Source organism: Phycicoccus sp. HDW14, assembly GCF_011383005.1.
In the GTDB taxonomy this organism is placed as follows: domain Bacteria; phylum Actinomycetota; class Actinomycetes; order Actinomycetales; family Dermatophilaceae; genus Phycicoccus.
The window spans coordinates 2,087,478-2,100,595 of the sequence record NZ_CP049935.1; the positions used below are offsets into that span (position 1 = coordinate 2,087,478).

A 13,118-nucleotide genomic window follows, 5' to 3' on the forward strand; every position below is an offset into this window, starting at 1 on the left:
CGCGGGCGCTCCGGGTCACATGTTCGAGAAGGCGTCCATGATCTGCAGGGCGCCGGGCCCGATGATGACGATGAACAGAGCCGGGAAGATGCACAGCAGCAGCGGGAAGAGGATCTTGACGGTCACCTTCTGCGCCTGCTCCTCCGCACGCTGACGGCGCACGACGCGCATCTCCTTGGTCTGCTCGCGCAGGACACCGGCGATGGGCAGGCCGAGGCGGTCGGCCTGGACGAGCGTCGAGACGAAGTTCTTCAGCTCGGGCGCGGTCGTGCGCTCGCCGAGCGAGGAGAAGGCCTCGCCGCGGGACTTGCCGATCTGCATCTCGGACAGCACGCGGGCGAACTCGCCGGCGATCGGACCGGTGACCGTGCGGGCCACCTGGAGGATGGCCGCGTCGAAGCCCTGCCCGGCCTCGACGCACACGGTGAGCATGTCGAGCGCGTCGGCCAGGCCCTTGCGCATCTCGTTCTGCCGCTTGAGGCCGGCGTTGTAGACGAGCAGGTCGGGCAGGAAGAAGCCCGCCGCGCCCGCGACCATCGCGATGAGCAGCGCCTTGAGCTCGAAGCCCATGAGGACGAGCACGAGCACGAAGCCGACGATGAGGCCGAGGCCCTTGGCGCCCATGACCCGCTCGACGGTCCACGCCTGCGGGTTACCGGCGCGGTCGAGGTTGCGGGCGATGCGGCCGCCGGTGCCGGCCGGGGAGATCCGGGCCGAGAAGCCACGCAGCTTCTCGAGCATCGGGGCGAGCAGGCGCTCCTGGACCCCGAGCTCGTTGCGGGCGACCTCGCGCACGGTGGGCTTGTGGTCGAGCAGCTCGAGCGAGCGGGCGACGCCGGTCGAGCTGTTGGCTCCCATCCCGACGGCGAGGACGAGGAGGACGAGCGCGACGCCGATGAAGACGACGGCAGCGAGCAGGAGGATCACGTCACACCTCGATCTTGACGATCTTGCGCATCCAGAGGATGCCGAGCCCGATGGCGACGATGCCGCCGCCGAGCATGAACAGGCCGAGCGTGCGCGTCCACAGCATGCTCACGTAGTCGTGGTTGGCCCACATGCTGTAGAAGAAGATGCCGATCGGGAGGCCGACGAGCGCGTAGGCCGAGAGGCGACCCTCCGCGGAGAGCGCCTTGACCTGGCGGCGGAGCATCTCGCGCTCGCGCAGCGTCGCGGCGGTGGTCCGCAGCGTCTCGGCGAGGTTGCCGCCGACCTCGCGCTGGATGCGGATGGCCATCGTCGTCCAGCGCATGTTGTGGCTGTCCATCCGCAGGGCCATCTTGTCGAGCGCGTCGCTGACGTCGGCGCCGATGCGGGCCTCGGCCAGCGCGCGGCTGAACTCCTTGGCGGCCGGCTCGGGGGCGTCCTTGGCCACCGAGTCCAGCGCCTGGAGGAGGCTGAAGCCCGAGGCGAGCGAGGTCGCGACGAGCATCATGACGTCCGGGAGCACCGACTCGAACTTGCGCGAGCGACGCTTGGCGAGGAAGCGGAGCACGAACGGCGGGGCGATGGCGCCGACGACGAGCCCGAGCACTCCCCCGATGATCGGGTGCGAGCCGAGAAGCAGGATGCCGCCGGCGATGCCGATGACGACGGCGACGAGGCGCATGACGAGCCACTCCCCCGCGCGCCAGGGCAGGTCGGCGCGCACGAGCAGCTCCATCGTGCGGGTCGTGGAGTCGCGACCCTCCATCAGCTGCTCACCCATGCTGACGATCGACTCGCTGATGGCCGAGGCGTTGGCCGCCTGCCGCTGCGGCGTGCGGGCCTTGCCGAGGCCGTAGTCGTCGATGGCCGAGATGCGCTCGCTGCGCTTGCTGCGGAAGGTCGGGCCGGCGAAGGCGACCGCGAGGACGAAGATGCCGATGAAGACGACGGCGACGGCCGGCACGAGCAGGGCCGGCGACACGGCGGTCAGCGAGGCGAGCGCGGCCGGCGTCTCGTCGAGGTCGGGGACGACGAGCGGGCCGTCGTCCGCGGGAACGACGACGGGAGCGGTGTCGCCGAGGTTCAGCGGGGACGTGTTGTGGAAGGACTGGCCCGACGCGGTGCCGTCGACCTTGAGGGTCTGCTCGCCACCGACGTCCCCGGGGCGGGTGATCGTGAGGCGCACCTGGGAGTTCAGGGCGATGGCCGCGGCCGAGAACGCCGACGAGACGGCGGCCCGGTCGGCGGCGTTGGCCACCGACCCTCCACCGGCGGAGGCGAACTGGCGCAGCACGGCGGTGTTGGCCTCGCCCGAGTTGAACGAGACGACCTCGGCCCGGACCTTGGCCTTCGTCAGCGCGCTGAGCGCCGCCTGCCGCTGGTTCTCGGAGCGGGCGTCGCCGCCCTCCATCGACGCCACGGTGTCGCCACCGTCGCTCAGGAGGATGATGCTGCGCTCGCCCTTCGTGCCGAGGCCGCGCACCGCGTCCTGGACGCCCTTGTACAGCGAGGTCTCCCCGCCGGAGCGCAGGGAGTTGACGGCCCGCGAGACCTTGGCGCGGTCGGTCGTCGGGGAGACGTCGATGCCGCTGGTCGAGGCGAACGAGACGACACCGACCTTGACGTCGGACGGCGCCTCGGAGAGGAACTTGGCGACACCGGCGCGGACCGTGGCCATGCCCGAGGCACCCATCGAGCCGCTCGTGTCGATGACGAGCATCGTCGCGCGCGGCTGCTTCGAGGGCTCGGAGACCTTGACGGGCACCAGCCGCGAGCCGAACGTCGCGGTGACGCTCTTCCAGTCGACCTTGACGGCGCTGCGCGGGCGCAGCACGAGGGTGGCGGTGACGGTGTCCTTGGCGACGCGCACGTCGCTGAGGGTCGACGGGATCCCGTCGTCGGCCAGCGCCGCGGGGGCACCGAGCACCGGCACCACGATGGCCGCCAGGGTGGCCAGCGCCACCGGCGCGGCGGACAGCCGCCGGCCCAGGGAGCGGACGGGGTGGGCCCTCACGCCAGCCTCGCCCCGGGGACGAAGAGCTGCGGGGAGACCTCGACCCCGAGGTCCTGGAGGTCGGTGAGGAACTTCGGCCGCAGCCCGGTCGAGACGAGCGTCCCGCGGAAGCGGCCGTTCTCGTCGCGCCCGGCGGACCAGTCGAAGGTGAAGATGTCCTGGAGCGTGACGACGTCGCCCTCCATGCCGACCACCTCGGTGATCGCGACGATGCGCCGCGAGCCGTCCTTGAGGCGGGCCTGCTGGACGATGAGGTCGACCGCGCCGGCCACCTGCTCGCGGATGGCCCGCACCGGCAGCTCGACGCCGGCCATGAGGACCATCGTCTCGAGACGGGAGAGCGAGTCGCGCGGGGTGTTGGCGTGGACGGTCGTGATGGAGCCGTCGTGGCCGGTGTTCATCGCCTGGAGCATGTCGAGCGCGGCGCCGTCACGGACCTCACCGACGACGATGCGGTCGGGCCGCATGCGGAGGCTGTTCTTCACGAGGTCGCGGATGGCGATCGAGCCCTTGCCCTCGATGTTCGCCGGGCGCGACTCGAGCCGCAGGACGTGGTCCTGGTGCAGCTGGAGCTCGGCGGCGTCCTCGATGGTGACGATGCGCTCGTCCTCGGGGATGAAGCCGGAGATGACGTTGAGCGTCGTCGTCTTCCCCGAGCCCGTACCGCCGGAGATGATGACGTTGCGCCGGCCGATGACGCAGGCCCGCAGGAAGTCGCGGACGCTGGCCGTGATCGTCCCGAAGGCGATGAGGTCGGCGTCGGTGTAGGGGTCCTGGGAGAACTTGCGGATGGTGAGCATCGCGCCGTCGAGGGCGATCGGGTTGATCACCGCGTTGACGCGCGAGCCGTCGGGGAGGCGGGCGTCGACGAGCGGGCTGGCCTCGTCGACGCGGCGGCCGACGCGGCCGACGATCTTGTCGATGACCCGGCGCAGGTGGGCCTCGTTCGAGAAGTGGGTCTCGACCCGGTAGAGCTTGCCGGAGCGCTCGACGTAGATCATGTCGGCGCCGTTGACCATGATCTCGGAGATGTCCGGGTCGCGCAGCAGCGGCTCGAGCGGGCCGTGCCCGAGGATCTCGTCCGACACCTCCTGCGCGATGCGGGTGCGGTCCGCGTGGCTGAGCGGCGTCTGCTCGGCGTCGATCGTCTCCTGCAGCGTCGTGCGCACCTGCTGGGCCAGCTCGGCCTCGGCGAGGTGCGGGTCGTACAGGCGCGGCCCGAGGCTGTCGATGAGGGCCTGGTGCACGCGCCCCTTGACCTCCGCGAACGGGTCGACGACCCGGCGGCGGGCCACGTGGCCGGGGCGGGCCGTCGCGACCTGGGCCGTGGTGTCGGTCTGGGAGGTGGCGGCCGCCTGGGCACGGCGGACGCTGTCGAGACGGTCGGCGAGGCTCATCGACGGCTCCTGAAGAGGCCCTTGCGCGCGGCGGCGTCGGCGTGGTCGGGCTCCTCGCCGCTGCGCTGGGTGCGGATGTGGTTGTCGACGAGGTCCTTGATGGCGACGGTGACCGGCGCCTTGGGGTCGTCGAGGACGATCGGTACGCCGCGGTTGACGGACGCGGGGACGGTCAGCGAGTTCGGGATGTTGACGGCGATGCCGGTCTTGATGGCGGACTCGACGTCCTCCGGGCGCAGCCCGACCTTCGTGTCGGCCTTGTTGAGCACGATGATCCGGGCGTCCTTGGGGCTGCCGATCATGTCGAGGGTGTCGAGCGCGACGCGCAGGTTCTTCACCGCGGGGATGTCGAGCGTCGCGATGAGCACGAGGGCGTCCGAGACGTCGATCGAGGCCAGCACGTGCTCGGTGAACGACGGCGGGGTGTCGATGAGGACGTAGTCGTAGTGGCGCCGGGCGATCTTGATGACCTCGGCGACGGTGGGCACGGGGATGCGGTCGGCGTCGCCCGGGTCGTTCGGCGCGCAGAGCACGTCGAGGCCGCTCGGCTCGTGCCGGGTGACGAGGCTGCGCAGGGCCTCCTCGTCGAGGTTCCCCGACATCGAGACCGCGTCGAAGATCGACTGGTGCGGCACGAGCTGGAGGCTGATGGCGACGTCGCCGAAGGACAGGTCGAGGTCGACGAGCAGGGTGCGGTGCCCCTCGCTCGCCAGGGCCACGGCCGCGTTCGTCGAGAGCGTCGTCTTGCCGACCCCGCCCTTGGCCGAGAACACGGTGATGACCTTGCCCTCGCGGGAGGTCCCGCCGCCGGCGTGGCCGATGAGGCGGGAGGTCAGCTCGCGGCTGCGGCGCAGCGCGTCGGCGATGGCCGTGTGGTCGTCGGCGCCGACGACCTCGCGGACACCGGCCCGCAGCGCCTGCGAGAGCGTCGCGACGTCGATCCGGCTGCGCAGGAGGATGACCCCGAGCTCGGGCCGGTCCAGGCGGGCCGCCTCGGAGAGCTGGCAGGCCTCCTCGACGGGCACGTCCGCGCCGATGACGACCTGCTCGACCTGCGGGTTGTCGTGCAGGGCCCGAGCCACCATGCCCGAGGAGTCGAGGGCGGTGGTGTCGGGACCGAGGGCGAAGCGGTACCGCTCCAGGGCGGTGGGGTCCGGGTCCCAGAGGATGTTCACCGGACCTTGTCCTTCAACATCGTCAGGTCGCTCACGGCGAGGTTCGGGTCGATCTTCAGCTCGGAGCCGCGCAGGCCGGCGTAGAGCGTGTAGTTGTTGATGCCGTGGACGAGGCGGGCCGCCTGCTCGGGCGTCACCTCGAGGGTCACGAGGAAGCTCGCCGTCTGCTGGGCGGGGTCGCCGCCCTCGCCCGTCGTCTGGACCGGCGTCAGCGAGGCATCGCCCATCGCGATGACCTTGACGTTGTCGAGGAGGATCGAGGTGCCGGACCCGACGTCGGTCTTCTCGGTGCTGCCGCCGGTCTTCTTCTCGAGCTTGGCCAGCTCGTAGGTCATGAAGATCGTGAGCATCGAGCCGGGCCGCACGAAGTTGCCGACCCGGGCGGGGTCCTGCAGCTGCACGGAGACGGCGAGCTTGCCGGCGCCCACCTGCAGCGCCTTCTCACCGAGCGGGGTGTCGCCGAACCCGGACGCCAGCACGTACTGGCCGGGGGCGATGTCGGTGAGGGCGACCAGGTCGCTGTTGTTCTCGTCGACCGTCTCGAGCGCGCCGGCGGGCTTGGCCCGGGCCGCGACATCGGTCTGGGTCAGCTGTCCGAGGCGCACCGCGTCCTTGAGCGTCGTGCCGGCGGCCACCACGGAGGTGGACACGTAGACCTTGGAGGGGCTGGCCGCGGCGACCGCCCGGGCGTCGGCGCCGCGGGCGTAGACGAGGACGAGGACCGCGCCGACGAGGGCGATGACCGCAGCCGCGAGGATGGCGAGGATACGACGACCCATGGAAACCTTGTCCTAACAGAGGTGGGGGTGCTGGGCGGCGCGACCCGGTCGCGCGGAGGTCTGGGTTGGCCTCGGGTCGCGTGCGTGCGACCCGGAGACCGGGGCCCGCGCCGCGCCGAGGTGGTGGCGGGTGCGGAGAAGGGTGGGGCGCCGTCGGGCCGTGAGGTCAGATGCTCGTCGCGGCGTCGCGGAAGAAGGTGGAGAGGTTGCGGCCGAGGATGAAGACGGACGCGATGATCACGAGGGCGATGAGCGCCATCATGAGGGCGTACTCGACGGCGGTGGCGCCGTGTTCGCGGTGGGCCTGGAGGGCGCGCTCGACGTCGTGTCGGACGCGGAGCGAGGTCCGGGTCAGGAGGGAGGTCATCAGGGGTGTCACCTGTCCTTCGGAAGTGGTTCGGGGCGCCGGCCCTGTCGGTGACCCGACGGTGACCGACGCCCCGACTCGTTGGCGATCCGGTGGATCAGATGCTGTTCGACACCGTGTTGAACATGGTGCTGAGGCGGGTGCCGAGCAGGGCGACGGCGACGATGATGACGACCGCGATGAGCGCGACCATCAGGCCGTACTCCACGGCGGTGGCGCCCTTCTCGGAGCGGATGTCGGCGAGCTTGGCCTGGAACTTGACGAGAGCCTTGGTCATGGCGGGTGTTTCCTTTTCGGTCTGGAGGGGTGCTGTCGAGCAAGCACAACGCTGTCAGGTCCGACGCTCCGCCGACATACGCCGATGGGTCCGTGCTGGGCCGCCCGTACGGCGCACCGGGGTCAACCGTTCGGCCGATCGGTCCGGAGGGGGGCCGGGGGCCGGTTCTGCCATGCTCGACACCTCCCCCGACCCCTCCCGACGGAAGCCGGCGATGACCACGAGCACGACCAGCGAGACTGATGCGGAGCGCGAAAAGCGTTCTGCCACAGGTGCTGTCTGGATCGCGTGGGGCGTCTGCGTGGTGCTCGTCGCCGAGCTGGTGCGCCTGCGTGGCCGGCCCGACGTCGACCTGTGGCTGCACCTGCGGATCGGCGCCGAGCTGCGGTCCGGCACGTGGTTCGGGGTGCTGCCGGACCCGCTGGCCCTGCTGGCCGACCGCGTGTACGTCCCCACCCAGTGGCTCGCCGAACGCGGGCTCTCGGTCGTCGAGGAGGTCGCCGGGGTCACCGGTGTGCACCTCGTGCGGGCCCTGCTGCTGCTCGCCCTGGCCGGCCTGCTGCACGCCACCGCGCGGCTCTGGGCCGGCCCGCTGGGGGCGGTCGTCATCGCGACCGCCGCGCTGCTCGCCACCTCGGCCGCCTGGGGCGAGCGCCCGCAGCTGGCCGGGGTCGTGCTCGCCGCACTGACCCTGCTGCTCTGGTGCCGCACGCTCGCCGACGGCCGGGCCCGGTGGCTGCTCGTGCCGGTGGCGTGGCTGTGGGCGATGGTCCACGGGTCGTGGCCCCTCGGCGTCGCGTTCGGGGCGCTCGTGCTCGTCGGCCTGGCCCTCGAGCGTCCCCGTCGGCCGGTGCGGTGGGGCCTGCTCGGGCTCGTGCTCGCCGGCTGCGCCCTCGTCCCGGCCCTGACGCCCCTCGGTCCCGGGCTGCTCCTGCAGCCGTTCGCCGTGGGGGTCGCCGCCCGCAGCACGGTGGCCGAGTGGCGCGCCCCCTCGCCCGGCAACCCGCTGCTCGTCCTCGTCGTGGTCCTCGCCCTGCTCGTGCTCGTCCGGCTGGTGCGGGCGCGGCGGGTCGACGTCGCCACGCTCCTCCTCGTCGCGGCCGGGGTCGGGCTGGCGGCGACGTCGGTGCGCACCATCGCCCTCGGGGCGCTGCTGCTGGCGCCGGCGCTGGCCCGCTCGTCCCGGACGGTGTCGTCCGGGGGGTCGGTCGGGGCGGCGGGGGCGGCGGAGCCGGTCCGTCGCGAGTGGCTGCCGGCCCTCGTCGCCGCGGTGGCCCTGCTCCTCGTGCCGGGGGTCGTGCTCGGCGGGGACGAGGACGGTCCGCTGCCCGCCGCCGTCGACGCGGCCGTCGACCGGCTGCCGGACGGCACCCCCACGGTCGTCGACGCCTACGCCTCCGGCTGGGTGCTGTGGGCGCACCCCCGGGTCCGGGTGCTGCGCGACCTGCGGGCCGAGGTCTACTCACCCGGCCGGGCGGCGGAGTACGAGGTCCTCGAGCGGGCGCGCCCCGGCTGGCCGTCGGTGGCCGATGCCCACGGCGTGCGGGCCGTCGTCGTCCGGGTGGGCGAACCGCTCGACCGCGCCCTCGGGTCGGCGGGCGGCTGGACCCGCACCGCCGGCGACGCGACCTGGTCGCTCTGGACCCGCTGAGCGGCTAGGACGAGGTGCGCTCGAGGACGGCGACGTCGTCGACCTCGCGGACCAGGCGCCAACCGCCACCGTCGACGAGGGGTCGCGCGTCGTCGGCGGCGAGCACGACGACGTCGACGTCGGCCGCCTCGGGCACCGTGCCGTCGTGCAGGAAGTCGAGGAAGTCGGCCTGGACCTCGCGGGGAAGGCGTCGACCGGGTTCGCGGCCCACACCCGCACCCCGTCGCGGGCCAGGGTCTCGGCGAGCGGCTCGACCGCGAGCACCGGGCGTCCCTGCGCGACCTCCCGGACGATGGGCACCAGCCGCTCCCCCGGTGCACCCACGGAGGTCCCGCGGCCGGCGAGCACCACGCCGGCACCGACCCCGACGACCACCACCGTGACGAGTGGCGCCGCGAGCCGCCGGCCGAGCGAGGGCCTCCGCTCGGGCACCACCTCGGACCCGCCCTCGGTCTCGGGCTCGGTCTCGGGCTCGGGCTGCCGGCGGGCGCGCATCGCCGCCCCGGCGAGGAAGAGGAGCAGCCAGACACCGTTGCGGGCCGCCGAGGCCGTGCCGACCGCGAGCCCGGCGACGGCGACCCACTCCCACAGGGCCGGCCGGCCGCGCAGCGCGAGGAGCAGCAGGACCGCGGCCGCGACGAGCATCGCGACGTCGAGCGGGTGCCCGAGGCTCGGCCGGGCCCAGAGGTCGGTGTGCCGCGCGGCGGCCTCGTTGCGCAGCGCGGAGAGGTAGTAGGCCGGCGTCCCGGTGCCGGCCGAGGTGAGCACGAGGGTCAGGGCCGCCCCCACGCCGACCCCCACCCGGCGCGGCCACGGACCGCCTCCCGGTGAGAGGACGAGGAAGACCCCGAGGACGGCGAGCCCGACGAGCACCGCACCGTGCAGGTTGCCCCAGAGCAGGACGAGCGGCACGAGCCACCAGACGCCCCGGTCGGGGTGCTCGTGCTGGCGGCGCATCACCGCGACGGCGAGCACGAACGGCACGAGCGACAGCGACGGCAGCCGGGTCACGGCGAAGCCGGCCGACGCGCCGACGACGAGGAGCGAGACGACGAGGGCGCCACGCAGCTCACCGCCCCCGGCGCGGCGCCCGTCGGCGAGCACCACGAGGAGGGTGACCCCGACGAGGACGAGCTGGAGCGCGGCCAGAGCCGGTGTGCCGAGCCCGTCGACGAGGGAGAGCAGGAGCTCGGCGAGGACGATCGGGTTGTGCCAGCCGGCCTGCGGCGCGGTGGCGAACGGCACCCCGTCGGGGACCGACCCGGTGGCGCGCACCGAGTCGCCGAGCGCGACCACCCAGAGCAGGTCGGCCCCGAGCACCACGAACCACGCGAGGCCGAGCACCCAGGCACCGGCGACGACCGTCGCGAGCGGCAGGGCCCCTCTGCGGGCGGGTGCGGGGGTCCGCGACATGACGGGAATCCTCGAGCTGCCGGGGTCGGAACGGCTGCTCGACCATAATCGACGACCATGGCCCCCCGACCGCGACACGACCTCGACGCACGCCCGAGACGGCGTGGCTCGCGGCGACGGTGCTCGTCGCGTTCGCCGTCGGCGCCTGGTCGCTGCGGCTCTGGGAGTGGAACCCGCAGAACCCCATCGCCCTCGGCTGGGACCACACCCAGATCTCGATGCAGCTCAAGGACATCCACGACCACGGCTGGTACTGGTCGAACCCCGACCTCGGGTTCCCGTTCGGGCAGAACGGCTCCCTCTTCCCCGAGCTCAACGTCGTGCACATGCTCGTGATCAAGGCCCTCGACCTCGTGCTGCCCGGCACCTTCGCCGCGGGCAGCGTCTACTTCGTCCTGTCCTTCCCACTCACCGGCGCCACCGGCTACCTGCTCGCCCGCAGCCAGCACCTCTCGCGGCCGGCCGGCTTGGTCGTCGGGGTGCTGTTCGCGAACGCCCCCGGGCACGCCGAGCGCTTCGGTCACCTCTACCTCGCGCAGTACTGGGTGGTGCCGGTCGCGATGTGGCTCGTGCTCGAGGTGGCCCGCGGGCGTGCCCTGCTGACCCCCGCCGGCACCGGCACGCCCCGGTGGCGCGGGGGCCGCACGCTCGTCACCGTCGCGGCGGTCCTCGTCGTCGGGCTGAGCGGGGTCTACTACGTCGCGTTCACCCTCGTGCTGCTGCTCGTGGCCGCCGTGGCCCGCCGGGTCGTCGGCTCGCCCGTCGACCTGTTCCGGGGCCTCGCGGTGATGGCCGGCATCGTCGTCGGCATCGCCCTCCCGCTGGCCGCCTCCCGCCTCGGCGCGCACGGCGTCCTCGTCACCGGCCGGGTCCCGGCGCAGCGCAACCCCGCCGAGTCCGAGCTGTTCGCCGGCAAGCTGATGGACCTCGTCCTGCCCTGGCCCGGCCACCGCGTCCCGGGCCTGGAGTACCTGACCTTCGCCTACCGCACCGCGACCCGCGCGACCGTCGAGACCTCGGCCCTCGGGGTCGTCGGCACGGCCGGGATGGTCGGCCTCGCGCTCATCGGCCTCTTCGCCCTGCTCGCCGGGCGGCGGGCGAGTGCCGAGCACTCCCGGTGGTCCGGGCTGATGCTCGTCGCGTTCCTCTTCTACACGGTCGGCGGGCTCGGGTCGTTCGTCGCGGTGTTCGCGACCCCGCAGGTGCGCACGTGGTCGCGGATGTCGCTGTTCGTCCTCGTCCTCGCGCTGCTGGCGGTGGGCTCGTGGCTGACCCGCCTGCAGCGCCGGCGCGGGGTGCTCACCGCCGGGCTCGTCGCCGGTCTGCTCGTCGTCGTCGGCAGCCTCGACCAGACCAACCCGGCCCTGGCCGCCGACCACCGGGCGATCGACCGCGAGATGGCCGGGCTGCGGGCCTACACCTCGTCCCTGGAGCAGACCCTGGGGCCGGCTGCGGGTCTTCCAGATCCCCGTGCTGCCCTACCCCGAGACGCTCGGGCCGGAGCGGATGGAGGGCTACGACCAGCTCAAGCCCTACCTCGCCTCGCACGACCTGAGGTTCAGCGTCGCCGCCATGCGCGGCACCGCGGCGAGCACCTGGCAGTCGGCGGTCGACACCCGTGACCTCGACGCGCTCGCCGCCGACCTGCGCTCGGCCGGGTTCTGCGCCCTCGAGGTCGACACCGAGGGCTTCTCGGCCGCGCAGGACCCCTCCGGCCGGCTCACCGCCGCGTGGGGCAACCCCGTGGCCCGCACCCCCGACGGCACGTTCGTCGCCTGGGACCTGCGCAGGGCCGGCGCCGCGGGCGAGGGCGACGCCGCCCGGCGCGCGCAGCTCCTCGAGCCGGTGCTCGTGTCGGTCGGCGGCTTCGAGCCCGAGGAGGTCGACGGCGAGCTCGGCCAGTACCTCGGTCCGCTCGGCGGCCTCTCGGTCGCGAACCCCGGTGCACCCGTCCGGGTCTCGATGGCGATGGAGGTGCGCGCGGTCGGCACCTCGAGCCGCGAGCTGACCGTCAGCGACGGCGACACGGTGCTGGCGCGGGTCACGGCCTCCCCGGACGTGCCGACCCGCCTGTCCCTCAGCGTCGACGCCCGCCGCGGCGTCACCGACCTCGTGGTCCGGGTGTCCGGGCCCACCGAGAAGGAGTCCTCCGGCGACCGCGTCACCACGGCCTTCCTCACCGGCCTCACGGTCACCGCGGAGGGCGACCGGCGGGCGGTGTCACTGCTCGACCAGGTCGCGACGGGCTGGGTCCTCCCGTGACCCCGGCGCCGGCCCGGCGCGGATGGCTCCTGCCGTGGCTGGCCCTGGCCGCCCTGGCCGTCGTGCGGGCCGGTGTCGTCGACGAGCGCGACCCCTACTGGCAGGTGCGCGCCGGCCTCGAGAACCTGCGCGGGGCGCCGCTCTCGCGCCCCGACTCCTGGAGCTGGGCGCCCGTCGACCGGCTCTTCACCCAGACCTCGCCGGCCTGGAACGACGCGCTCGCGACGGGCTGGCACGCCGCGGGCTTCGCCGGCTTCTTCGGGTCTCCCTCGCCTCGATGCTGCTCTTCACCACGCTCGTCCTGGCGACCGCACGCCGGCTCGGGGCGCGTCCGCTCCCGGCCCTCGGCGGCGTCCTCGCCGTCCTGCTCCTCGCCCTGCCGATGGTCTCGCCGCGCGCCACCCTCGTGGCCCAGTCGCTCTTCCTCGCGGCGGTGCTCGGTGCCGACCGGGTGCGCGGGCCGGCCGCCCGCCTGCCGGTCCTCGCCCTCGGGGCCGGCGGGCTGCTCGGCGGCTTCGCGGTCGCTTCCGCCGGCAGCTGGGTCCACCTCTCCTGGCTGCTGCTGGCGCCGGCCCTGTGGCTCGCCGTCGTCGTCCTCTGCCTCGCGACGCCGTCCCTCGGCCGGGTCCGCGGGGTGGTCGTCGTGGTGGCCACGGGTCTCGGGCTGGGGGCGGGCGTGCTCGCCGGCCCGTACGGCACGCAGGTCTGGGCGGTCACGCGCACGGTGCAGGACGCCGCCGACGGCGTCATCCTCGAGTGGATGTCCCCGGCGGCCCCGGGGCTGGCGCTGCGGTGGCTGCCCACGGCGGCGGTCGCCCTCGTCCTGGCCGTCGTCGGCGTCGTGCGCACCCTCCGC

11 protein-coding genes are annotated in these 13,118 nt (G+C 73.6%); 2 read left to right on the top strand and 9 right to left on the bottom strand.

Annotated features, from left to right (window positions below):
• Positions 1 to 15: 15 nt before the first annotated feature.
• The 8 genes from G7075_RS10240 to G7075_RS10275 all read right to left on the bottom strand — a co-directional run bounded on the left by G7075_RS10240 (position 16) and on the right by G7075_RS10275 (position 10,000).
• Positions 16 to 927, bottom strand: a complete 912-nt coding sequence (locus G7075_RS10240) for a type II secretion system F family protein (protein ID WP_240917535.1) — start codon at positions 925 to 927, stop codon at positions 16 to 18.
• 1 nt (position 928) lies between these two features.
• Entirely contained in the window at positions 929 to 2,941 is a 2,013-nt protein-coding gene (locus G7075_RS10245; RefSeq protein WP_240917536.1) for a type II secretion system F family protein, read from the bottom strand.
• On the bottom strand, positions 2,938 to 4,338 hold the full coding sequence (locus G7075_RS10250) for a CpaF family protein (protein ID WP_166121544.1): 1,401 nt from the start codon (positions 4,336 to 4,338) through the stop codon (positions 2,938 to 2,940). Before G7075_RS10250 ends, G7075_RS10245 begins: the two co-directional genes overlap by 4 nt.
• On the bottom strand, positions 4,335 to 5,513 hold the full coding sequence (locus G7075_RS10255; RefSeq protein ID WP_166121546.1) for an AAA family ATPase: 1,179 nt from the start codon (positions 5,511 to 5,513) through the stop codon (positions 4,335 to 4,337). The genes G7075_RS10250 and G7075_RS10255 overlap by 4 nt, the downstream gene beginning before the upstream one ends.
• Positions 5,510 to 6,292, bottom strand: a complete 783-nt coding sequence (locus G7075_RS10260) for a Flp pilus assembly protein CpaB (protein ID WP_166121548.1) — start codon at positions 6,290 to 6,292, stop codon at positions 5,510 to 5,512. Before G7075_RS10260 ends, G7075_RS10255 begins: the two co-directional genes overlap by 4 nt.
• 166 nt (positions 6,293 to 6,458) lie before the next feature.
• A complete protein-coding gene (locus tag G7075_RS10265; protein ID WP_166121550.1) occupies positions 6,459 to 6,659 on the bottom strand; it encodes a Flp family type IVb pilin in 201 nt (66 codons plus the stop codon).
• 97 nt (positions 6,660 to 6,756) lie between these two features.
• The gene (locus G7075_RS10270) at positions 6,757 to 6,936 is read right to left on the bottom strand and encodes a Flp family type IVb pilin (protein WP_166121552.1); all 180 of its coding nucleotides are present in this window, start codon (positions 6,934 to 6,936) and stop codon (positions 6,757 to 6,759) included.
• Between the two features lie 1,462 nt (positions 6,937 to 8,398).
• The gene (locus G7075_RS10275) at positions 8,399 to 10,000 is read right to left on the bottom strand and encodes a hypothetical protein (protein WP_166121554.1); all 1,602 of its coding nucleotides are present in this window, start codon (positions 9,998 to 10,000) and stop codon (positions 8,399 to 8,401) included.
• Between the two features lie 119 nt (positions 10,001 to 10,119).
• Here G7075_RS10275 and G7075_RS10280 point away from each other — a divergent pair, with 119 nt between their 5' ends.
• Positions 10,120 to 11,622, top strand: coding sequence for a hypothetical protein (locus G7075_RS10280; RefSeq protein ID WP_166121556.1), 1,503 nt, complete (start codon positions 10,120 to 10,122; stop codon positions 11,620 to 11,622).
• Positions 11,573 to 12,262 carry a hypothetical protein gene (locus G7075_RS10285; RefSeq protein ID WP_166121558.1) on the top strand — a complete coding sequence of 230 codons (690 nt, stop codon included), beginning with the start codon at positions 11,573 to 11,575 and terminating at the stop codon, positions 12,260 to 12,262. The genes G7075_RS10280 and G7075_RS10285 overlap by 50 nt, the downstream gene beginning before the upstream one ends.
• A gap of 94 nt (positions 12,263 to 12,356) precedes the next feature.
• Here G7075_RS10285 and G7075_RS10290 read toward each other — a convergent pair whose 3' ends face one another.
• Entirely contained in the window at positions 12,357 to 12,809 is a 453-nt protein-coding gene (locus G7075_RS10290) for a hypothetical protein (RefSeq protein WP_166121560.1), read from the bottom strand.
• Between the last annotated feature and the right edge of the window lie 309 nt (positions 12,810 to 13,118).